Source organism: Leucobacter chromiiresistens (assembly GCF_001477055.1).
GTDB classification, from domain to species: domain Bacteria; phylum Actinomycetota; class Actinomycetes; order Actinomycetales; family Microbacteriaceae; genus Leucobacter; species Leucobacter chromiiresistens_A.
This window is the reverse complement of record NZ_LDRK01000024.1, coordinates 1-22,219: the sequence shown is the minus strand read 5'-3', so window position 1 is coordinate 22,219 and position 22,219 is coordinate 1. Positions and strand designations below refer to the sequence as shown.

Below are 22,219 nucleotides of genomic sequence, written 5' to 3'. Positions count from 1 at the left end.
AGAGACGTCCTTGTACATTTGTACACACCGTGAGCCGCGCGCGTTGCGCGCCACTCCGCATCCCCGTATTCAGGAGCCTCCGTGCACGCTACTCTCACCCGCCGCCGCCTCGCGCTGTTCGCGCTCTTCTTCATCCCCGGCGTCACCATCGCGTCATGGGTCACGCGCACCCCGGCGATCCGGGATCTGCTGCAGCTCTCGACCGCGGAGATGGGGCTCGTGCTCTTCGGACTGTCGGCGGGCTCCATGATCGGCATCCTCTCGTCGGGCCCGCTCGTGGCTCGATTCGGGGCGCGCCCGCTCATCTTCGTCGGCACTCTCGGAGTGATTCTCAGCATGCCCACGATCGGTTCGGGATCGGCGATCGGAGCACCCCTCGTGGTCACCGCCGGGCTGTTCATGTTCGGCCTCGGCATGGGCGGGAGCGAGATCGCGATGAACGTGGAGGGCGCCGACATCGAGCGCGGCTTCGGCCGGCCGGTGCTGCCCGCACTGCACGGCTTCTTCAGCCTGGGAACGGTGGTGGGCGCGACAGCCGGCATCGGGTTCACCGCGCTCGCGGTTCCGGTGGTCTGGCATCTCGGCGCCGTCGGCGCGATCGCCACAGCTGCGCTCATCGCTGCGATCCCGCATGTCCCGCCGGGTGTCGGCATCGCCCAGCGCGATGCCGACACCCGGAGCGGGCGGGGCCGGCTGCGCTCGGCGCTGGACGGACGCCTGATCCTCATCGGCGTCGTCGTGCTCGCCATGGCGTTCGCCGAGGGAACGGCGAACGACTGGCTGCCGCTCGTCATGGTCGACGGGCACGGCCTCGATCCGGCCTTCGGCTCGGCGGTGTACGCGGTGTTCGCCGCCTCGATGACGGTCGGCCGGTTCGCGGGCGGCCCGTTCATCGAGCGCTTCGGCCGTCCCGCCGTGCTCTGCGCGAGCGCCGTCTCGGGTGTCGTCGGCCTCGCCATCGTCATCTTCGTCGATCACCAGGTCGCAGCAGGTGCGGCGGTGATTCTCTGGGGGCTCGGCGCCTCGCTGGGCTTCCCCGTCGCCCTGTCGGTCGCGGGCGCATCGGGGCAGGATCCCGCCACCCGAGTGGCGATCGTCGCCACCGTCGGCTACGTCGCGTTCCTCGTGGGCCCGCCCCTGCTCGGGTTCATCGGCGAGCACGCCGGGCTCCGCACCGCCCTGCTCGCACCGCTCGCGCTCATGGCGGTCGCGATCCTCCTCGCGCCCCGCGTGGCCGAGCGGCGGAGCGTCGAACGTCGGGAGGAGACGCCGACGGCGTGAAGCGCACTCGTCAGCAACCCGGCTCCGGTCGCTCGACAGCCCACGACCTCCGATCTCGCAGCGACGCTACCGGCCCCGCAGGGCGTTGACCACGACCGCTCCGAGCGGGGCGAGCGAGCCGAGCATGAAGGCGGTGCTGAGCGCCGCATCGGCGTCGCGGATCAGCGCACCGCTGATGAGCAGCGACCCGAAGAGGATCGCGGGGGTCTGATTCCGGCGTCTCGCCTCGGCGCGTCGCACGCGCTGCTCGAGCTGCGGCGAGCGCACCTCGAGTTCACCGCCGTCGATGCGGTCGAGCGTCGATCCAATCCGCCCCGGCAGGAGCGCGAAGGCCCGAGCCGCGTCGAGGGCGCGACGAGCCGCGTCACCCACGACGTTGCCGCGCTCCTCCCGGATGAGCTGCTGCGCGTAGGGCTCGATCGCATCCCACAGGTTGAACTTCGGGTCGAGGGAGCTGCACACCCCGGAGGTGAGGGAGATCGCCCGGATGATGAGCAGGAAGTTCTCGGGCAGCTGGAACGGGAGGGTGCGGATCACGTCGCTGAACTCGTGCCCGAAGTCGCGGAACTCGCGCGGGTCGACCTCCCGGAGGTCGGCGAACCCCATGCCCCCGAAGCGCGCGAAGAGCTGCGTCATCGCCCGCTCGAGCTCAGTGACGTCGGCGGTGGGCAGCAGCACGCCGACCTCGCGCATCGCGGCGACGAGGCCCCGGCCGTCCCGCGTCGCAGCGGCGATCAGCATGGAGCGGAGCGCTCCGCGGGTGCCCGCAGGCACCTCCCCCATCATCCCGAAGTCGATGAAGGTGAGCCGCCACCCCTCCGGAGCGTCGTCGTCGGGGGTGACGAAGACGTTGCCGGGGTGCGGGTCGGCGTGGAAGAAGGCATGGGTGAACAGCTGGTCGAACATGACCGCCGCGAACCGCAGCGCGACGTCGTGCGGCTCGACTCCTGCAGCCCGCAGGGCGTCGATGTCGGTCACTTTGATCGCCGAGACGTCTTGCAGCGTGAGCACGCGGCGGCTGGTGCGCTCCCAGACGACTTCGGGCACGGCGACCCCCGCGTTTCCCGCGAAGTTCTCGCGGAAGCGCTCCGCATTGGCCGCCTCCTGCAGGTAGTCGATCTCCTCGAGGCTCGTCACCGCGAACTCCTCGACGAGCGACGGCATGTCGACGCGGCGCGACACGAGGCGTACGTGGCTCAGCCAGCGACCCACCTTGCGCAGCGCGGCGAGATCGACCGCCACGATTCCGTCGATTCCGGGGCGCTGCACCTTCAGCACGGCGTTCGAGAAGCCGACGTCCTCCGCCAGCGACGGGGTGAGGATCGCCGCGTGCGCCTGGCCCAGCGAGGCGGCGGCGAGCGGCTCCTCGTCGACGTGCGAGAACACGGTCGTGAGCGGCACGCCGAGCTCCGCCTCCGCGAGGCGCCGGATGTCGGCGAACGGCTCCGGGGGCACCTCGTCCTGCAGGCCCTCAAGTTCTGCGGTGATCTCGGGCGGCAGCACGTCGAGGCGCGACGACATGAACTGCCCCACCTTGATCATCAGTCCGCCGAGCTCGACGGCGAGTCCGTGGAACGCCCGCGCGAACCTCCGCATCCGCCGCGGGCGCGTGCGCTCGGTGATGCGCTGCAGCCCGAACCTCGGCAGCACGAGCTCGAACCACCAGGCGTGCGCGAGGTGCCGCGATGCGAACCTGAGGATGCGCCGGTACCTCGCGCGGTCGATCTCGGTCGGAAGGGCGCCGCTCGAAGCGACGTCAGGCGACACCCGGCTCAGCCCTGAGCGAGAATGCTGTACAGGCGACGGCGGGCGTCCTCCAGCACCTCGACCGCTTCGGCAACCTGCTCCGCGTTCCCCGTCCGGCCGACCTGCGCGGCGGCCTGCGCCAGTTCGAACCCTGCCTGCGCGAGGGCGCCGTGCCGCTTCGGGGCACGCTGGCCCGAGGACTCCCACGGGGCGTTCGCCTCTCCGGCGGCCACGGCCTCGCCACCGGCGTCGGTGAGCGCGTAGGTCTTCCGCCCGTTCGACTCCTCCGCCGAGATGAGGCCCTCGTCGGCGAGCATTTGGAGCGCCGGGTAGACCGACCCCGCGCTCGGCTTCCACTCGCCCCCGCTGCGGCGCTCGATCTCCCGGATGATCTGATACCCGTGCATGGGCTCCTCGGCGAGCAGCGCCAGCACCGCGGCGCGCACGTCGCCGCGCGCCATCCGCGATCCCGCCCGCTTCTCGAAGCCGGTGCGCAGCTGGTCCACCGCCTCCCACAGCGACTCGCCGGCTGCGCCGGCACCGAACCCGAATGAACTGAACGACTGATGCATGGCTTCCTCCGTGACTCGCGAGCGACTGGTGAGCGATAGTCGGCAATATACGCCGACACCCTGAGCGATAGGTGGGGATCGCGAGCCTGCGCGCGACCGGCGCCGTCAGCCGGCCCGGCGATCCGTCTTCGCCGTGCTCCGCTTCGCGGAGGCGCGCTTCGCCGCGGGCTTCTTCGCCGCGGGCTTCTTCGCATCGGGCTTCTTCGCCGCGGGCTTCTTCGCCGAGGATTTCTTCGCGGCGGTCCGCTTCCCCGCGGAGCCCGAGCGGGCGGCGCCCTTCGCCGCGGACCCGCCCCCGGCTCCCCGCCTGCCGCCGGCCTTCTTCGCCGCCCGAGAACGCTGCACGCTCTCCTTCAGCGCCGCCATGAGGTCGATCACCTCGGCGTCCGACCCGTCCTCCTCCTCGGCGTCGCCGAACGTGGCCTCCGTGTCGAGCGCATCACCCGCTGCGAGTTTGGCGCGCACCAGCTGGCGCAGCTCCTCCTGGTATTCGTCGTGGAAGTCGGTCGCGTCGAAGTCGCCGCTGAAGCTCTTCACGAGCGCCGCCGAGAGCTGCAGCTCCTTCGCCGTGATGCGCACCCGCTCGTCGAGTTCGGGGAACTCCGCTTCCCGCACCTCGTCGGGCCACAGCAGATTCTGCACGACGAGCACGTCGTCGCGCACGCGGAGAGCCGCGATCCGCGTCTTCTGCCGCAGCGCGAACTGCACGATGGCCGTCCGATCGGTCTGCTCGAGCGTGCGCCGCAGCAGCACGTACGCCTTCGCCGACTTGCCCGCGGGGCGCAGGAAGTAGCTCTTCTCGAACATGATCGGGTCGAGCTGATCGGTGGGTACGAACTCCACCACGGAGATCTCGCGGTTGCGCTCCTGCGGAATGGCTTCGAGCTCCTCCTTCGTGAGCACGACGGTCTCGTCGTCCTCCACGTATGCGCGATCGATGTCCGCGTACTCCACGGCTTCGCCGCACACCTCGCAGCGCCGCTGGTACCGGATGCGCCCGCCGTCGCGCGCGTGCACCTGGTGCAGCTCCACGTCGTGGTCCTCGGTCGCGCTGAACAGCTTCACCGGCACATTGACGAGCCCGAAGGTGATCGCCCCGGTCCATATGGCTCTCATACGTACAGTAGAGCCGAACGGGGTGTCAACGGGCTACGCCTTGTGCACCGGCGCGAACATGCTGTAGCCATGGCCGGTGCACAGCACACGGTGCGCATCGACGGGCGCGCCATCCGTTTGTCGAACCTCGACAAGGTGCTGTACCCCGCAACCGGAACGACGAAGGGCGAGGTGCTCGGCTACGTGAGTGCCATCGCCGACACCATGCTCCCCCACTGCCGCGACCGCGCCGCCACGCGCAAGCGCTGGCCCGACGGCGTGGGCGAGAACGGCGAGGGCCCGAGCTTCTTCCAGAAGGACATCGGAGATGATGCCCCGTCATGGGTCGCCCGCGGTCGCATCGCCCACCGCGACCATCTCAACGCGTACCCGATGGTGAACGACGAGTCGACGCTCGTCTGGCTCACGCAGCTCGCGGCGCTCGAGATCCATGTGCCGCAGTGGCGGTTCGATCGGGGGGCGCCCGAACCGCCGGGCGAGCACGGCGGGGTCGCGGGGGCGGCAGATCCGAGACGGGCGCCGGATCGCCTCGTGCTCGACCTCGATCCGGGCCCCGGGGTCGACCTGCGGCAGTGCGCGCGCGTCGCCTTCCTCGTCCGCGACCTCCTCGACGGCATGGGCCTCGACTCCGTACCGGTGACGAGCGGCAGTGCGGGCATCCACGTCTACGCCCCGCTCGACGGCGGGCAGTCGTCCGAGCAGGTCTCCGCGGTCGCGCGCGAGCTCGCCCGCGCGTTGGAGCAGGATCACCCCGACGAGATCATCAGCAGCATGCAGCGGAGTCTGCGCCCCGGCAAGGTCTTCATCGACTGGAGCCAGAACAACGGCAGCAAGACCACGATCGCACCCTACTCGCTCCGCGGTCGCGCGCGTCCGACCGTTGCGGCGCCGCGCACCTGGCGCGAGCTCGCCTCCCCGCACCTGCGCCACCTCGAGTTCCGCGAGGTGCTGGAGCGCGTCGAGCATCGCGGCGATCCGCTGGCCGAGCTGACCCGCGAGAGTGCGGCCGCGCGCACGTCGGAGCGCCTGGAGGTGTACCGCTCGAAGCGCGATGCGCGGCGCACCCCCGAGCCGGTGCCCGAGGCGCACCGGCGCTCCGGCGGGCTGCGAGGCGCCGCGGCTCGCGGGCGTGCGGACGCCGCGCACGACGGCGACGCGACGACGGCCCCCGTGTTCGTGATCCAGCGGCACGAGGCCCGCCGCCTGCACTTCGACTTCCGACTCGAGCACGACGGGGTGCTCGTCAGCTGGGCGCTCCCGAAGGGGGTGCCGACCGATCCCCGTCGCAATCACCTCGCGGTGCCCACCGAGGATCATCCGATGGAGTACCGCACCTTCGAGGGCGAGATCCCGAAGGGCGAGTACGGCGCGGGCACCGTGCGCATCTGGGATGCCGGTACCTTCGCACTCGAGAAGTGGCGCGACGACGAGGTGATCGCGACGCTCACCGGCACCGTCGACGGCGGCATCGGCGGCACCCGCACCTACGTGCTCTTCCGCACGCAGGAGGATCCGCCGCAGTGGATGATCCACCTCAAGGCAGACCGGGCGGACCGGGCAGACCGGGCCGACCAGGCCGAGCTCCACGACGGGGCCGAGCAGCCGACGGCGTCGACGGGAGCCCGCGCCGGGCAGAGGTCGCCCGGCGAGCCGCTGCCCGACGCCGTGCGGCCCATGCTCGCGACGCGATCCTCCGCGGCCGCCCTCGAGCACCTCGACGCCGGCGACTGGTCGTTCGAGATGAAGTGGGACGGCATGCGCGCGATCGTCGCGCTCGACGGCGACCGCGTGACGGTCACCAGCCGGTCGGGGCGCGACGTCACCGCGAGCTTCCCCGAGCTGCGCGAGACAGCGCAGGCGGTCGTCGCCGACTCCGCGGTGCTCGACGGCGAGATCGTGGCGCTCGGGCCCGGCGGCACCCCCAGCTTCTCGCGGCTGCAGGATCGCATGGGCCTCACCGGTGCTCGCGAGGTCGCGCGCGCTCGGCGATCGACCCCGGTGCGCTTCTTCGCCTTCGACGTGCTCGCACTCAACGGCACCGACTGCCGCGCGCTGCCCTACGACGCGAGACGCGAGCTGCTGCTCGAGAGCTTCGACGACAGCGACGACGGCGACGACAGCGACGACGGGAGCGGCGCAGCAGGCGGCGGCGCTGACGACGGAGCCGCCGCCGGGCGGCGCGCGGTAGCGGTGCCGCCGGCATTCGAGGGCGACGCCGCAGCCGCACTCGAGGCGAGCCGCGAGCTCGGCCTCGAGGGGGTGGTCGCGAAGCGTCGCACGAGCCCGTACCGAGCCGACACGCGTTCGCGGGACTGGCTGAAGGTGCCGCTCGCCGAGACGACTGAGGCGGTGGTGATCGGGTGGCGGGAGAGCGAGGCCGACCCGGCTGGGTTCGCGTCGTTGCTCATCGCGATCCCCGGAGCGCACGGACTGCGCTACGGCGGCCGCGTCGCGAGCGGATTCACTGCGTCGGTACGGCGACGCGTGCGGCGCCTGCTCGCCGCTGACGAGCGGCCGGAGCCGGCCGTCGACGTGCCGAGCGAGGCCCGGCGCGAGGCGCACTGGGTCGCACCGCGCCGCGTGGGCGAGGTGACGTTCCGCGAGCGCACGCCGGAGGGGCGGCTCCGGCACGCGGCGTGGCGGGGATGGCGGCCCGACCGGGAGGTCTCCGAGTTCCTCGGGGGGCCGTAGACTCGTGCATCATGGCAATGGGATCGACGATGCACACCTTCGAAGTGGACCTGGCCGACGTGGATCGCGGCGTGTACGAGCAATTCACGCTGCGTGTCGCCCGGCACCCCTCCGAAACGGCCCCCTTCATGGTCACGCGGGTGCTCGCCTTTTGCCTCGAGTACACCGAGGGCGTCGTGTTCGGCGGCGGCGTGTCGACGGTCGATGAACCCGCCGTGATGGTGCGCGATCTCACCGGCTCGCTCTCGGCGTGGATCGAGGTCGGAGCCCCCGATGCCGCCCGTCTGCACTCCGGGAGCAAGTCCGCGGAGCGCGCCGTCGTGTACACCCACCGCGACCCTGAGAAGGTGCTGGCGAACTGGCGCGGCAAGACGATCCATCGCGCGTCGGAGATTCCGCTCCTCGCGGTCGATCCGGCCCTCGTCGCCGGAGCAGCCGATGCCCTCGAGCGGCGGAACGCGCTCTCCGTCTCGCGCACCGAGGGCCAGCTGTACCTCGACCTGAACGGGACGAACCTGTCGGGCGCGCTCGTGGAGCACCGCATCTCGGAGCCGAGCGCGTAGCGGATCAGATGATGATCGTCGTCGCGCCGGGATCGACCCGACGCGGCCGCGTGGCACCCCAGATGATCGCTGCGCCGACGGCGATGAGCACGAGGCCCGCGACGACCGCCGCGATCGACAGCGCCACCCCCGGCCAGAGCAGCGCCAGGATGCCGCCCGCGAGCAGCACCGCACCCGGCACGATCCCGATGCTCGGCCGGTGACGCGCGAATCGCAGGCCGACGGCGAGCCAGAGTGCGCCGAACGCGATCAGACCGAACCCGACGAAGCTCACGAGCGCGCGTGCGGTGGCGCCGGTGAACGCCAGGGCGATGACCCCCGCGACGACGAGCAGAATGCCGCCGATCGATCGGCCGCGCGCGAGCAGCACCGCGCCGTTCGCGATGAGGGCCGAGGCGAAGAGCACCACGAGGATCCAGCTCGCCGAGAAGAAGGGCCACACGACGAGGCCCACTCCGATGACGCCGACGATCGCGCCGATCGCGATCACCGTGCCCTTCGGGAAGGCCCGCTGAGCGCCTCCGGCCCCGCCGGAGCCGCCGCGCATCGGGACGGGCATGTGGGGCTGGGACACGGAGACCTCCGGGTTCGGCAGACGGATCGCACGGGAGTCGCCCGAGCGTTCGTTCGAGCGACCGTGCAGCTACTGTACGACGTCCGCCTTCGAACTCACCGGCAACCCGGGGCATGATCGCCATCGGCGCAACCCGTCGCGCCCGGGCTGTCGCCGCGGGCACAATGGAGGCGATGCATCGCGACGACTTCCTCCGCCCGGCGCTCGAAGTGGCTCCGCAGCTCCTCGGCTCTCTGCTGTCGGTCGATGCTGCCGGCGGTCGCGTGACCATCCGCATCACCGAGGTCGAGGCGTATCACGGCGTCGGCGTGCCCGGCGTGCGCGATGCGGGGTCCCACGCCCGGAACGGCCGCACGGAGCGCAACGCGTCGATGTTCGGCCCGCCGGGCCGCGCCTACGTCTACTTCAGCTACGGCATGCACTTCGCGGTGAACCTCGTATGCTCGCCCGAGGGTTCGGCCTCCGGTGTACTCGTGCGCGCGGGCGAGGTGGTCGCCGGCGACGGCATCGCGCGGGAGCGCCGCAGCGCGCGGCGAACGGGCACCGACCTGCCGGCCGCTCACCTCGCCCGAGGGCCGGGCAACGTCGCGCAGGCCCTCGGCATTCGTCGCGAGACGCACGACGGGCGCTCCCTCTTCGCGGAGCCGTTCTCCCTGCAGCTCCCCGAACGCGTCGAGCCCGCGATCGCCTCCGGGCCCCGAGTCGGCGTGGCGGGCGTCGCGGGCGGCCCCGAGTTCCCGTGGCGCTTCTGGATCCCGGGCGAGCCGTCGGTGTCCGCGTTCCGGCCGGGGCGGGGCGCGCCGCGCCCTGAGCGCCGAAGTTAGCGCGCGTCCTCCGCGGCGAGGGCCGATGCGCCGGTCTGCGGGTGGAACTTCGCGAGCCCGACGACGCCGATGATGGCGACGGCTCCCGAAGCGACGAATGCGAGGATCGCCCACGCGGGGGCGCCCGCGGCCTCGTCGAGCACCGTGATGCCGATGAGCACCGCGACGATCGGGTCGATCACCGTGAGCCCCGCCACGACGAGGTCGGGCGGGCCCGACGAGTAGGCGTTCTGCACGAAGACGAGCCCGAGGAGCGCACCGGCGATGAGTGCGGCGACGCACGCCCAGGTGAGCCACTCGAACTCTCCCTGCTGCAACCTCCCGATCACCGACTTCGCGAACGTCGCGACGAAGCCGTAGAGCACGCCGGCGCCGATGATGTATATGAGCGCGACGCCGCGGTGGCGGAAGACGAGGGTGAGCACCGAGATGACGGCGAACACGACGCCGAAGGTGATGAGGATCTCGATGAGCTTGGCATCGGTGACGGGCTGATCGGACGCCGTGAACGCGGCCACGCTCACGAACACCACGATGCCGAGCACCGCGAGACCGATGGATGATTGCACGCGCTTGCCGAGTCGCACCCCGCTCACGCGCGAGTTCAGGATGGAGGTGATCACGAGCCCGACGACGCCGATCGGCTGCACGATGATGAGGGGCGACAGCGAGAGCGATCCGATCTGGAACACGACGGCGAGGCCGAGGAAGAGGGTGCCGGCCACCCAGGAGGGCCGCCGCAGCAGACTCGCGATGTGGCGGACCGACAGCCCGGCCCCGGCGCTCTGGCCCGTGATGCGCTCGACCTTGTTGAGGCCGCGCGACTGGTACTGCGCGCCGAACGCGAGCAGCGCTGCTCCGATCAGAGCCAGCGGGATGCCGATGAACTGCTTCGGGTCGAGAGAGGTCATCTCGGTGACCGCTTCGGAGAGACCGAGGTCTCCCGTGAGCCGGGCGGCGTCAATCAGGCTCGCATGCACAGCACCACCCTAGCGGGTGGAGGGCGCGGAGCCCTGGCGAACTCCCGCCCGCTCCGCTCGCGCCCCGGTCGTCACGCGTCGTCGCCGCGCATGAGCTCGACGAGTCGCGCAGCGGCACGGGGCACCTCGTCGTTCACGATCACCTCGTCGAACTCGTCGGCGGCGGCGAGTTCGACCTTCGCGGTCTCGAGACGACGCGTGCGCTCTTCTTCATCCTCGGTGCCGCGCCCCACGAGGCGGTCGACGAGTTCGTCCCAGCTCGGCGGAGCGAGGAACACGAGTCGCGCCTCCGGCATGCTCGCCCGCACCTGACGGGCCCCCTGGAGGTCGATCTCGAGCAGCATGAGCGCGCCGCGCTCCGCAGCCTCGAGCACCGGGCGACGCGGCGTGCCGTAGCGGGACTTGTTGTGCACCGTCGCCCACTCCAGCAGCTCGTCGGCCGCCAGCATGCGGTCGAAGCCCTCGTCGTCGACGAAGAAGTAGTGGCGGCCGTGCTCCTCCCCCGGGCGCGGGGCGCGGGTCGTCGCCGACACCGAGAGCTGCACCTCGGGGTAGTGCTCGCGGATGTACGTGGCGACCGTCCCCTTGCCCACCGCGGTCGGGCCGGCGAGCACCGTCAGCGGCGGGCGCGGGCCGACTCGGCCGCCGCCGGTGCGCTCGCGCACGAAGGCCTCGAGCCGGTCGCGCTGCAGCTTGCCGAGGCCGCCGAGACGCTTGCGCTCGGAGATGCCGAGGTCTTCGCGCACGCGCTCCGCCTTCACCGCGCCGATCGCGGGGAACGACAGGAGGAAATCGGTGATCCTCAGCGATGCGGCGGGCGTATCGGGCAGCCGCGACTGCTCGAGCACCCGGAATGGCGACACCTCGCCCGATCGCAGACGCCGCTTGAGATCCGCGCGCGCCTGTCGCGCCGCGATCGCGGCGCGGTTCGCCGCCACACGATCCACCTCAGGCATCGTCCGAGCAGTCGTCACCGTGTCACTCCTTCATGGTCTCCGTGCGCGAGCTGTGCGCAATGCGTCATAGCCTAGGCCGGTTCGCCGCTCAACGCGAAGCGAACCGCTGCTGCGCGCTCCCGAATCCGGTCGCTCAGCCCCGCGGGCCCGCCGTTCAGAATGCTGCGGGACTCGTTCGCGAGCAGCGCGTGACCGATGCCGCCGAACACCCGGCCCGCATCCTCGATGCGGGCGCCCTGGTGGCCGAATCCCGGCGCGAGCACCGGCAGGGCGGGGCCGTCGGGCCGCACGGCGACGTCGATGCCGAACGCCGACAGATCGAGCGTCGCGCCGAGCACGACGCCGACGCCGCCGACCGGCCCGCTCGCGTGGGCGGCGTTCCACGCCGCCGCGTCCTCCACCATCGCGGCGGCGACGGTGCGGCCGTCGGCGCGGCGCGCCTGCTGCACCTCGGCCGCCTCGGGGTTCGACGTCGCGGCGAGCACGAAGAGTCCCTTGCCGTCGCGCTGCACGCGCTCCAACGCGCCCGCGAGCGTGCCGAAGCCCTGGTAGGCCACGACCGTCATCGCGTCCGCCTCGAGCGGGGAGCCCGGGGCCAGCCAGGTGTCGGCGTACGCCGCGAAGCTCGAGCCGATGTCGCCGCGCTTCACGTCGGCGACGACGAGGAGCCCTGCCTCTCGCGCGTCGGCGAGCACCCGCTCGAGCGCGGCGAACCCGGCGGCGCCGAAGCGCTCGAAGAAGGCGATCTGCGGTTTGACGCAGGCGGCGACTCCCGCTGCGGCGGCGACCACGTCGCGCCCCATCCGCTCGGCGCCATCGGCGTCATCCGCGACCCCCCAGCCGGCGAGCAGCGGCCCGTGCGGGTCGATGCCCGCGCAGAGGTGCCGGCCCGCGGCGAACTCCGCCGCGAGCCGAGCCCCGAAAGCCGGTCGGGTCATCGCCCGGCCAGCGCCGCGTCGCGGTCGGACTGGTACTCCTGGAGCGACTTCACGTCGAATCCGCTCCGCTGCGCCGAGATCGCCCCCACCGCCGCCGACAGCTCCGATACCGTCGTGAAGATCGGCTTGCCGGCGGCCACCGCCGCCGCGCGGATCTCGTACCCGTCCGCCCGAGCCGAGCTGCCCGACGGTGTGTTGATGATCATGTCGATGTCGCCGCGGTTGATGAGATCGACGATCGTGTCGCCCTCGGCCCCGGCGCTGTGCTTGCGCACCACCTCCGACGCGATGCCGTTGCGGCCGAGCACCACCTGAGTGCCCTGGGTCGCGAGGATGCGGTAGCCGAGCTCCTGCAGGCGGAGTGCAGGCAGCACGATCGAGCGCTTGTCGCGGTCGGCGACCGAGAGGAACACCGTGCCGCTCTCGGGCAGCTCGCTGCCGGCCGCCGACTGGCTCTTCGCGAACGCGGTCGGGAAGTCGCGATCCATGCCCATCACCTCGCCGGTCGAGCGCATCTCGGGCCCGAGCAGCGAGTCCACGACGAGACCCTCGTGGGTGCGGAATCGCTTGAACGGCAGGACGGCCTCCTTGACGGCGATCGGCGCGTCGATGGGCGCCCGCGAGCCGTCGCGCTCGGGCAGCAGCCCGCTCGCGATGAGCTCGGAGATCGTCTCCCCCGCCATGATGCGCGAGGCCGCCTTGGCGAGCGGGATCCCGAGCGCCTTCGACACGAAGGGCACGGTGCGCGACGCGCGCGGGTTCGCCTCGAGCACGTAGAGCACGCCCTGGCCGATCGCGAACTGCACGTTCAGCAGGCCACGCACGCCGATGCCCTGCGCGATGCCGAGCGTCGCCTCGCGCACCTGCGCGATCTGGTCGTGCCCGAGGGTGACCGGGGGCAGCGTGCAGCTCGAGTCGCCCGAGTGCACTCCGGCCTCCTCGATGTGCTCCATGACGCCGCCGACGTACAGCTGCTCGCCGTCGTAGAGCGCGTCGACGTCGATCTCGATCGCGTCGTCGAGGAAGCGGTCGACGAGCAGCGGGTGGCCGGGGCCGACGAGGGCGTGTCCCTCGATGCGGCCGAAGTAGCCGCGGAGCGACTCGGTGTCGTACACGATCTCCATGCCGCGACCGCCGAGCACGAAGGAGGGGCGCACGAGCACGGGGTAGCCGATCTCCTCGGCGATGCGGATCGCGCCCTCCTCGTCGATCGCGGTGCCGTTGCGCGGCGCGAGCAGGCCCGCGCGGTCGAGGATGCGCGAGAACGCGCCGCGCTCCTCGGCGAGGTCGATCGCCTCCGGCGTGGTGCCCAGGATCGGCACGCCCGCGTCCTTCAACGGCTGGGCGAGGCCGAGCGCCGTCTGGCCGCCGAGCTGCACGACGACGCCGAGCAGCTCGCCCGACGCCTGCTCGGCGTGGATGACCTCCAGCACGTCCTCGAGGGTGAGCGGCTCGAAGTAGAGGCGATCCGACGTGTCGTAGTCCGTCGACACGGTCTCGGGGTTGCAGTTGATCATGATGGTCTCGTACCCCGCGTCGGAGAGCGCGAACGAGGCGTGCACGCAGGAGTAGTCGAACTCGACGCCCTGACCGATGCGGTTCGGGCCGGAGCCGAGGATGACGATCTTCTTGCGATCGCTCGCGGCGACCTCCGTCTCGGAGTCGTACGAGGAGTAGTGGTAGGGCGTGAGCGCCGGGAATTCGCCGGCGCACGTGTCGACGGTCTTGTACACGGGGCGCAGGCCGAGCCCGTGCCGCAGACCGCGGATCTCCGATTCGGACACCCCGCGGAGCGCCGCGATCTGCACGTCGGAGAACCCGTGATCCTTCGCCTCGCGCAGCACGTCGAGCGTGAGCTGGCCCGCGCGCTGCACCGTATCGGCGACCTCGTTGATCAACTGGATCTGATCGAGGAACCAGGGGTCGATCGACGTGGATTCGAAGACCTGCTCGATGGTCGCGCCGAGCCGCAGTGCCTGCTGCACGTCGACGATGCGCCCGTCCGTGGGGCGCTTGATGGTCTCGAGGATCTGCTCGACCGAGCGCGACTCCTCGCCCCAGTGGAAGGAGGAGCCCTGCTTCTCCAGCGAGCGCAGCGACTTCTGCAGCGCGGTCGTGAAGTTGCGCCCGATCGCCATCGACTCGCCCACCGACTTCATGGTGGTCGTCAGCGTGTCGTCGGCCGCCGGGAACTTCTCGAACGCGAATCGCGGAGTCTTCACGACGATGTAGTCGATCGACGGCTCGAAGCTCGCCGGCGTCTTCTGCGTGATGTCGTTCGGGATCTCGTCGAGCCGGTATCCGAGTGCGAGCTTCGCGGCGATCTTCGCGATCGGGAAGCCGGTCGCCTTCGAGGCGAGCGCCGACGAGCGCGAGACGCGCGGGTTCATCTCGATGACGATGATGCGCCCCGTCGCCGGGTCGACAGCGTACTGGATGTTGCAGCCGCCGGTGTCGACCCCCACGCGGCGGATGATGTCGATGCCGATGTCGCGCAGCTTCTGGTACTCGCGGTCCGTGAGCGTCAAGGCCGGCGCCACGGTGATGGAGTCGCCGGTGTGCACGCCGACGGCGTCGACGTTCTCGATGGAGCAGACGACCACGGTGTTGTCCGCGGTGTCGCGCATCAGCTCGAGCTCGTACTCCTTCCACCCGAGGATCGACTCCTCGAGCAGCACCTCGCTGGTCGGGCTGTAGTGCAGCCCGTCGCCCGCGATCCGGATCAGATCCTCCTCCGTGTACGCGAAGCCCGAGCCGAGGCCGCCCATCGTGAACGACGGGCGCACGACCAGCGGGTAGCCGAGATCCTTCGCGAATTCCTTCGCCTCCTCGAGCGTATGGGCGATGTGCGACCGCGCCACGTCGGCGCCCGACTCGATCACGAGATCCTTGAAGATCTGGCGGTCCTCGCCGCGCTGGATCGCCTCGACCTTCGCACCGATGAGCTCGACGCCGTGCTTCTCGAGGATGCCGCGGTCGTGGAGCTGGATCGCCGCGTTGAGCGCGGTCTGCCCGCCCAGCGTGGGGAGGATCGCATCGGGCCGCTCCTTGATGATGATCGACTCGATGACCTCGGGGGTGATCGGCTCGACGTACGTGGCATCGGCGAAATCGGGGTCCGTCATGATCGTGGCGGGGTTCGAGTTGACGAGGATGACGCGCACGCCCTCCTCGCGGAGCACGCGGCACGCCTGGGTGCCCGAGTAGTCGAACTCGACGGCCTGGCCGATGACGATCGGACCCGAGCCGATGACGAGTACTGAATTGATGTCTGAACGCTTGGGCATCGGGTCAGGCCTCCTGGGCGTGTGCGCCGGTCGAACGGGTGGAGCGGTTCGAGACCAGCTCGCGGAAACGGTTGAAGAGGTAGAACGCGTCGTGCGGCCCGGCTGCGGCCTCCGGGTGGTACTGCACCGAGAATGCGGGGATGTCGAGGCACTCGAGCCCCTCGACCACCTGATCGTTCAGGCTGAAGTGGCTCACCTGCACGCGGCCGAAGCCCTCGGGGGCCTCGATCTCGCCCTCGATGGGCGCGTCGACGGCGAAGCCGTGGTTCTGCGCGGTGATCTCCACGCGGCCCGTGCGCTTGTCGAGCACCGGCTGGTTGATGCCGCGGTGCCCGAAGGGCAGCTTGTAGGTGCCGAAGCCGAGCGCGCGGCCGAGCAGCTGGTTGCCGAAGCAGATGCCGAAGTAGGGCACCCCGTCGCGCAGCAGCTCGCGGAGCACGTCGACCTGCAGGTCGCTCGCGGCCGGATCGCCGGGGCCGTTCGAGTAGAAGAGCGCGTCGGGGGCGATGGCGCGGATCTCGTCGAGCGGGGTCGACGCGGGCAGCACGATGACGTCGAACCCGTGCTCCGACAGGTAGTGCACCGTCGCGCGCTTGATGCCCAGATCGAGCACGGCGATCGAGCCGACGCGCTCGACGCCCTCGGCGGCAGGCACGTCGTAGCGCTCCGGGGTCGTCACGAGTTCGGAGAGGTTCTTCCCGGCCATCGGCTCCTGCGCGCGCACGAGGGCGAGCTGCTCCTCATCGGAGAGCTCGAAGTCGGCGCCCGAGAACACGCCGGCGCGCATCGCTCCGGCGGAGCGGATGTGGCGGGTGATGGCGCGCGTGTCGACGCCGGAGATGCCGACCACGCCGTCCGCGACGAGATCCTCGTCGAGCGAGCGCTGGGCGCGGAAGTTCGATACGCGGCGCGCGGGATCGCGCACGATGAAGCCCGCCACCCAGATCTTGCGCGACTCCATGTCGTCGGCGTTCGCACCGGTGTTGCCGATGTGCGGGGCCGTCATGAGCACGATCTGACCGGCGTACGACGGATCGGTCAGGGTCTCCTGGTAGCCCGTCATGCCCGTCGAGAAGACGACCTCGCCGAGGGTTCGGCCAGTCGCCCCGTATGCGCGCCCGACGTATCGTCGTCCGTCTTCGAGCACCAGCACCGCACGGCCCGCGGGCACAGCGGAGGCCGGGGGCGCGGTGACGCCCTGCGGCGCCACGGCGTCGTTCGCCGTCTCTTCGGTCGGGTTCGTAGTCACGCATCCTCCTGGGTGGTGTGGGGAGTGGAATGGGTCTGCGGGCCGGGGGCGTGCGCCGCTCCGGCGGGGATGATCTGCGCGACCGCATCGGCGAAGCGCAGCTGATCGGCGGGCAGGGAGAACCTGAAGCTCGACTCGACTGCTGAGCCGTCGGCGGCCCGCCACTGCAGCACGGAGAGGCCGTCGCGCTCGACCGCCTTGCCCACCCGTCGGCTCGCGACGTCGGTGCCGAGCAGCCGACCGGCGGGCAGGTGGATCTCGGGTTCGCCCGTCACGGCGATCGTCGCGCCGTCGGCGCGCAGCGTGACATCGGCGAAGCCCTTGAACTGCAGACCGGGGATCGACAGGCGGTCGAGGGGGGCGCCGATGCGGGTCGTCGACACGTAGCCGACGCGCGGGAAGGCCGCGATCACGGCGCCGACGAGCGCGTCGCCGTGCTCCGCGAAGACGCTGTGGCGCCGTGCCCGGCCGCGCCAGCCGACCCACATCGCGAGCAGCACGACTGCGGCGATGGCGACCATGACGAGCGCGAAGGCGGTGCGCGTCATCGCGCGCCTCCCGCGCTCCGTGCGGACGCCGCGACGGTCTCGGGGGCGACCAGCTCGCCGTCGTCCACCGTCAGGAACCCGCGTCGCACGGTGTACGCCACGCGGCCCGGCAGCTCCATGCCGAGGAACGGCGAGTTCGCGCTGCGGCCGCGCAGCCGGTCGGTCGAGAACGTGCTCGTGCCGGTCGGGTCGACGAGCACCAGATCGGCCGGCTGGCCGGCCTCGATCGCCGTCGGGTGCCCCGACAGGCGGCCGATCTCGGCGGGGCGCTGCGAGAGCAGCGACTCGAGCTCCGCCCAGCTGGCGTGCCCCTCCTGCACGAGCGTGAGCAGCGCGATGGGCAGCGCCGATTCGAGACCGACCATGCCGAACGCCGCCGCATCCCACTCGCAGTCCTTCGCCTCCACCGGGTGCGGCGCGTGGTCGGTCGCGATGATGTCGATGACGCCCTCGGCGACCGCGGCGCGCAGCGCGCGCACATCGTCCTCCCGGCGCAGCGGCGGGTTCACCTTGAACCGCGCGTCGTACGTGCGCGCGAGCTCCTCGGTGAGGATCAGGTGGTGCGGGGTGACCTCCGCCGTCACCTGCACCCCGCGAGCCTTGGCCCAGCGGATCACCTCGACGGAGCCCGCGGTCGACAGGTGGCAGATGTGCAGTCGGGCGCCGACGTGCTCCGCGAGGAGCACATCGCGAGCGATGATCGACTCCTCGGCCACAGCGGGCCACCCCTTCAGTCCGAGCTCGCTCGACAGCGCGCCCTCGTTCATCTGCGCACCCTCGGTGAGCCGCGGATCCTGCGCGTGCTGGGCGATGACGCCGTCGAAGGTCTTGACGTACTCGAGCGCCCGGCGCATGAGCAGGGCGTCGTGCACGCACTTGCCGTCGTCCGAGAAGACGCGCACCGCCGCCCGCGACTCCGCCATTGCGCCGATCTCGCTGAGGCGCTCGCCCGCGAGATCCTCCGTGACCGCCCCGATGGGCCGCACGGTCGCGTACCCCGCCGCATCGCCGAGGGCCTGCACCTGCTCCACCACACCGGCCGTGTCCTGCACGGGCAGCGTGTTCGCCATCGCGAACACGCTCGTGAACCCGCCGGCTGCGGCGGCCCGCGTGCCGGTGAGCACCGTCTCCGACTGCTCGAAGCCCGGCTCGCGCAGGTGCGTGTGCAGGTCGACGAGCCCGGTCATCGCGACGAGGCCGTCGGCCTCGATGATCCGCTCCCCCTCGCGCGGCTCCAGCCCGCCGGCCGCCTGCGTGGCGCGCTCGACGACGACGCCGTCAGAGATGCGCAGGTCGACCGCCGCGGCGTCCGCCACCTGCTGGCCCCGCTCGGTCAGCGCAGCGGCGAGCCGGGCGCCGCGGATGAGGAGCCCGTTCGTGGTCGTCGTGTTCGTCATGCCTGCTCCGTTCGCTCGCCCGACAGTAGAAGATAGAGTGCCGCCATTCGCACCGAGACGCCGTTCGCGACCTGCTCGAGCACCGTCGAGCGATCGGAGTCGGCGGCGCCCGAGGAGATCTCGAGCCCGCGGTTCATCGGGCCGGGATGCATCACGATCGCGCGATCCCCCAGGCCGGCCAGTCGCGCCCCGTCGAGACCCCAGACGCGCGCGTACTCGCGCTCGTTCGGGAAGAAGGCGGCGTGCATGCGCTCGCTCTGGATGCGGAGCATCATGACGACGTCCGGCTGCTCCTCGCGGAGCGCGGTGTCGAACGAGTGATGCACCGTCACCGGCCAGGTGCGCGCCCCGTACGGCAGCAGCGTCTCGGGAGCGACGAAGGTCACATGCGCGCCCAGCGCGTTCAGCAACCAGAGGTTCGAGCGGGCGACGCGCGAGTGCGCGATGTCCCCCACGATGACCACCGACACGCCGTCGAGGTCGCGGCCGCGACTCGCATCGCCGCTCTGCCCGGCGCTCCCCGACCCGCCGAAGAGTCGGCGGCGCATCGTGAACGCGTCGAGCAGGGCCTGCGTGGGGTGCTCGTGGGTGCCGTCGCCCGCGTTCAGCACCCCCGCGTCGATCCAGTTGCTCGCGGCGAGCTTCGCCGGAGCGCCCGACGCCGGGTGCCGGATCACGACGCCGTCCGCGCCGATCGCCTGCAGGGTCTGCGCCGTGTCCTTCAGCGACTCGCCCTTCGACACTGAGGATCCCTTGGCGCTGAAGTTGATGACGTCGGCGCTCAGGCGCTTCGCCGCCGCCTCGAACGAGATGCGAGTGCGCGTCGAGTCCTCGAAGAAGAGATTGACGACCGTCTTGCCGCGCAGGGTCGGCAGCTTCTTGATCTCGCGCTGCTGCGTCGCCGCCATCTCCTCGGCGGTGTCGAGGATGAGGATCGCCTCGTCGCGCGAGAGGCTGCGCGTGTCGAGCAGGTGCCTCATGCGATGGGCTCCGTGCTCGCGCCCGGCTCCGCGCTCGCGTGCGCGTCGTCGTGGGCGGACGTGCTCCGCCGCCCGCCGCCCGCGTCGCCGTGCTCCGAGGTGATCGTGACCTCGTCGGCGCCGTCGTGCTCCTCCAGACGCACCGCGATGCGCTCGTGCTTCGCGCTCGGCAGATTCTTGCCGATGTAGTCGGCGCGGATGGGCAGCTCGCGGTGGCCCCGATCGATGAGCGCGGCCAGGCGCACCGCCTGCGGCCTGCCGTGATCGTTCAGCGCGTCGAGCGCGGCCCGCACCGTGCGGCCCGAGTAGAGCACGTCGTCGACGAGCACCACGGTCGCACCGTCGATGCCCGACGCGGGCATGTCGGTGGGCTGCGGCGCACGCGTCGGATGCTGGGCGAGATCGTCGCGATACATGGTGACGTCGAGACTGCCCACGGGCACCTCGCGGCCTTCGATGCGCGAGATGATGTCGCCGATGCGCCGGGCCAGCAGACTGCCGCGGGTCGGAATGCCCACGAGCACGAGGCCGTCGACGCCCTTGTTCGCTTCGATGATTTCGTGCGAGATTCGGGTCAGCGCGCGCGAGATCTCAGCACGTTCGAGTACTGTTCGCGTTCCCATAACCGAGCCCCCCTTCCCCGCCTCACGGGACGGAATTAAAAGAAAAGCTTGCAACCGCTCCAGTCTATCGCATGCGGCGGTCGCGGCGTGCGCGAGCCCCGGCGCGCGCGGCGGATCCGACCGACCCGCCGCGACGCCCGGGGAGCGTCACGCGCTGGCGTGATCCGCGATCTTGCCCAGCACCCCGTTGACGAAGCGACCCGAATCATCGGTCGAGTACTCCTTGGCGAGCTCCACCGCCTCGTCGATCGCGACGGCGGCGGGCACCTCGTCGTTGAACAGGATCTCCCACGAGGCGAGACGCAGCAGCGCCCGATCCACGTGGGGCATGCGCTCGAGCGTCCAGCCCTGCGCGTAGCTCATGATGAGCTCGTCGATGCGGTCGCGGTGATCGGTGACCCCGTCGACGATCTCCCGCGCGTACAGCCAGGACGCGGCGCGGTCGGGTTCGCTCGAGGCGCGCTGCGCCTCGGCGTTCACGATCGTCGCGATCGGGACTTCGCGGAGATCCGCCTGGTACAGCATGTCGAGGGCGCGCTTGCGCGCCTTGGTTCGTGCCGACACCGAGGATTAATCGTTGACGCGGCCGAGGTAGTCACCCGTGCGGGTGTCGACCTTGACCTTCGTGCCGGTCTCGAGGAAGAGCGGAACCTGGATCTCGGCGCCGGTCTCGACGGTGGCGGGCTTCGTGCCGCCGGTCGAGCGGTCGCCCTGCAGGCCCGGCTCGGTGTAGGTCACCTCGAGCACCACGGATGCGGGGAGCTCGAGGTAGAGGGGCTCGCCCTCGTGGAGGGCGATCTGCACCTGGAGGTTCTCGAGCATGAACTTCGCCGCGTCGCCCACCACTGCACCGGAGACGGTGAGCTGGTCGTAATCGGACTGGTCCATGAACACGAAGTCCGCGCCGTCCTGGTAGAGGTACTGGTAGTCGCGACGATCGACATTGGCGGTCTCGATCTTCGCGCCCGCGTTGTAGGTCTTGTCGATGATCTTGCCCGAGACGACGTTCTTCTGCTTCGTGCGGACGAAGGCGCCGCCCTTGCCCGGCTTCACGTGCTGGAACTCCACCACGCTCCAGAGCTGGCCGTTCTCCTTGATGACGGTGCCGTTCTTGATGTCATTCGTGCTGGCCATGCAGTGGTTCTCCAGGATTCTGTAATGTTCGGGCGCCGAATACGCGCCGCACCAGCATACACGGCGGGTGTTTTGCAGGTTCGGCACAACGGCGGCCGCCCGGTGCGGCGATCCCCCTAGGCTCTCCCCATGCACATGCTCTTCCGCACGCTCTGGCACCAGTGGTTCGTCGGCCGTCGGGGCCCGAAGCTGGGGTTCGAGGGCGTCTCCCGATCCCGCTTCCGCGTCTGGCCCACCGACCTCGACATTCTGCGGCACATGAACAACGGCAAGTACCTGTCGATCATGGACGTCGCGCGGTTCGACCTCATCCAGCGCAACGGCGTGTGGGAGCTCTTCGCACGAGAGCGCTGGTACCCCGTCGTCGTCGGGCAGACGATCTCGTATCGCAAATCGTTGAACCCCTGGCAGCGGTTCTGGATCGAGTCGCGCATCCTCGGGTTCGACGACCAGGCCGTCTACATGGAGCAGCGGTTCGTGCGCCCCGACGGGCAGCGCCGACCCGATCTGCACGCCCGAGCCGTCGTGCGCGCCCGCATTCTGCGCCGATCGGGCGGCGTCGTTCCCGTGGCCGAGATCATCGAGAAGAGCGGCGCCGACCCGAGCGCGCTCGTGGTGCCCGACGACGTTCTCGCGTGGGGCCGCTCGTCGCGCCTCCCCTCGACGCGCGTCGACGCGTTCAGCGAGTGGGAGTGATCCGGCGTTCCCTCGAGATCTCCGCTCGTCGCGCTCTCCCCTCTCCTCCCGCACCCCTCCGGCT

Annotated in this window: 20 protein-coding genes; 5 read left to right on the top strand and 15 right to left on the bottom strand. The window is 70.9% G+C overall.

Annotation, left to right across the window (positions count from 1 at the left end; genetic code table 11):
- The first annotated feature begins 81 nt into the window (after positions 1 to 81).
- Entirely contained in the window at positions 82 to 1,281 is a 1,200-nt protein-coding gene (locus NS354_RS05220; protein WP_058593533.1) for an MFS transporter, read from the top strand.
- Positions 1,282 to 1,347: 66 nt separating this feature from the next.
- Here the strand turns inward: NS354_RS05220 and NS354_RS05215 are convergent, their stop codons facing one another.
- The 3 genes from NS354_RS05215 to NS354_RS05205 all read right to left on the bottom strand — a co-directional run bounded on the left by NS354_RS05215 (position 1,348) and on the right by NS354_RS05205 (position 4,715).
- Positions 1,348 to 3,048, bottom strand: a complete 1,701-nt coding sequence (locus NS354_RS05215) for an ABC1 kinase family protein (protein WP_058593532.1) — start codon at positions 3,046 to 3,048, stop codon at positions 1,348 to 1,350.
- A gap of 5 nt (positions 3,049 to 3,053) precedes the next feature.
- On the bottom strand, positions 3,054 to 3,599 hold the full coding sequence (locus tag NS354_RS05210) for a PadR family transcriptional regulator (RefSeq protein ID WP_058593531.1): 546 nt from the start codon (positions 3,597 to 3,599) through the stop codon (positions 3,054 to 3,056).
- 105 nt (positions 3,600 to 3,704) lie between these two features.
- Positions 3,705 to 4,715: a Ku protein gene (locus NS354_RS05205; protein ID WP_058593530.1), complete on the bottom strand. Its 1,011-nt coding sequence runs from the start codon at positions 4,713 to 4,715 to the stop codon at positions 3,705 to 3,707.
- Positions 4,716 to 4,784: 69 nt separating this feature from the next.
- On the opposite strand from NS354_RS05205, the gene ligD reads away from it, so the two are divergent.
- The gene (gene ligD / locus NS354_RS05200; protein ID WP_058593529.1) at positions 4,785 to 7,406 is read left to right on the top strand and encodes a non-homologous end-joining DNA ligase; all 2,622 of its coding nucleotides are present in this window, start codon (positions 4,785 to 4,787) and stop codon (positions 7,404 to 7,406) included.
- An 11-nt stretch (positions 7,407 to 7,417) separates the two neighbouring features.
- Positions 7,418 to 7,969, top strand: a complete 552-nt coding sequence (locus NS354_RS05195) for a YaeQ family protein (protein ID WP_058593528.1) — start codon at positions 7,418 to 7,420, stop codon at positions 7,967 to 7,969.
- A gap of 4 nt (positions 7,970 to 7,973) precedes the next feature.
- On the opposite strand, the gene NS354_RS05190 is transcribed toward NS354_RS05195, so the two are convergent.
- The gene (locus tag NS354_RS05190; RefSeq protein ID WP_241490344.1) at positions 7,974 to 8,543 is read right to left on the bottom strand and encodes a DUF308 domain-containing protein; all 570 of its coding nucleotides are present in this window, start codon (positions 8,541 to 8,543) and stop codon (positions 7,974 to 7,976) included.
- A 173-nt stretch (positions 8,544 to 8,716) separates the two neighbouring features.
- On the opposite strand from NS354_RS05190, the gene NS354_RS05185 reads away from it, so the two are divergent.
- Positions 8,717 to 9,367 carry a DNA-3-methyladenine glycosylase gene (locus NS354_RS05185; protein WP_058593526.1) on the top strand — a complete coding sequence of 217 codons (651 nt, stop codon included), beginning with the start codon at positions 8,717 to 8,719 and terminating at the stop codon, positions 9,365 to 9,367.
- Here NS354_RS05185 and NS354_RS05180 read toward each other — a convergent pair.
- The 11 genes from NS354_RS05180 to efp all read right to left on the bottom strand — a co-directional run bounded on the left by NS354_RS05180 (position 9,364) and on the right by efp (position 21,459).
- Positions 9,364 to 10,347, bottom strand: coding sequence for a DMT family transporter (locus tag NS354_RS05180; protein WP_193750706.1), 984 nt, complete (start codon positions 10,345 to 10,347; stop codon positions 9,364 to 9,366). The genes NS354_RS05185 and NS354_RS05180 overlap by 4 nt on opposite strands.
- Positions 10,348 to 10,418: 71 nt before the next feature.
- Positions 10,419 to 11,303, bottom strand: coding sequence for a guanylate kinase (gene gmk, locus NS354_RS05175; protein ID WP_058593525.1), 885 nt, complete (start codon positions 11,301 to 11,303; stop codon positions 10,419 to 10,421).
- A 71-nt stretch (positions 11,304 to 11,374) separates the two neighbouring features.
- On the bottom strand, positions 11,375 to 12,241 hold the full coding sequence (pyrF, locus tag NS354_RS05170) for an orotidine-5'-phosphate decarboxylase (RefSeq protein WP_058593524.1): 867 nt from the start codon (positions 12,239 to 12,241) through the stop codon (positions 11,375 to 11,377).
- Entirely contained in the window at positions 12,238 to 15,528 is a 3,291-nt protein-coding gene (carB, locus tag NS354_RS05165; protein WP_058593523.1) for a carbamoyl-phosphate synthase large subunit, read from the bottom strand. Before carB ends, pyrF begins: the two co-directional genes overlap by 4 nt.
- A 4-nt stretch (positions 15,529 to 15,532) precedes the next feature.
- Entirely contained in the window at positions 15,533 to 16,738 is a 1,206-nt protein-coding gene (gene carA / locus NS354_RS05160; RefSeq protein ID WP_193750709.1) for a glutamine-hydrolyzing carbamoyl-phosphate synthase small subunit, read from the bottom strand.
- Positions 16,739 to 16,773: 35 nt separating this feature from the next.
- Entirely contained in the window at positions 16,774 to 17,325 is a 552-nt protein-coding gene (locus tag NS354_RS05155; protein WP_058593522.1) for a hypothetical protein, read from the bottom strand.
- A complete protein-coding gene (locus NS354_RS05150) occupies positions 17,322 to 18,722 on the bottom strand; it encodes a dihydroorotase (protein ID WP_241490343.1) in 1,401 nt (466 codons plus the stop codon). The genes NS354_RS05155 and NS354_RS05150 overlap by 4 nt, the downstream gene beginning before the upstream one ends.
- The gene (locus tag NS354_RS05145) at positions 18,719 to 19,702 is read right to left on the bottom strand and encodes an aspartate carbamoyltransferase catalytic subunit (protein ID WP_058593521.1); all 984 of its coding nucleotides are present in this window, start codon (positions 19,700 to 19,702) and stop codon (positions 18,719 to 18,721) included. Before NS354_RS05145 ends, NS354_RS05150 begins: the two co-directional genes overlap by 4 nt.
- Positions 19,699 to 20,325: a bifunctional pyr operon transcriptional regulator/uracil phosphoribosyltransferase PyrR gene (gene pyrR / locus NS354_RS05140; RefSeq protein ID WP_058593520.1), complete on the bottom strand. Its 627-nt coding sequence runs from the start codon at positions 20,323 to 20,325 to the stop codon at positions 19,699 to 19,701. Before pyrR ends, NS354_RS05145 begins: the two co-directional genes overlap by 4 nt.
- Before the next feature lie 147 nt (positions 20,326 to 20,472).
- Positions 20,473 to 20,889, bottom strand: a complete 417-nt coding sequence (gene nusB, locus NS354_RS05135) for a transcription antitermination factor NusB (RefSeq protein WP_058593519.1) — start codon at positions 20,887 to 20,889, stop codon at positions 20,473 to 20,475.
- 6 nt (positions 20,890 to 20,895) lie between these two features.
- On the bottom strand, positions 20,896 to 21,459 hold the full coding sequence (gene efp, locus NS354_RS05130) for an elongation factor P (protein WP_010156967.1): 564 nt from the start codon (positions 21,457 to 21,459) through the stop codon (positions 20,896 to 20,898).
- A 129-nt stretch (positions 21,460 to 21,588) separates the two neighbouring features.
- On the opposite strand from efp, the gene NS354_RS05125 reads away from it, so the two are divergent.
- Entirely contained in the window at positions 21,589 to 22,155 is a 567-nt protein-coding gene (locus NS354_RS05125) for a thioesterase family protein (protein ID WP_058593518.1), read from the top strand.
- Positions 22,156 to 22,219 lie beyond the last annotated feature (64 nt).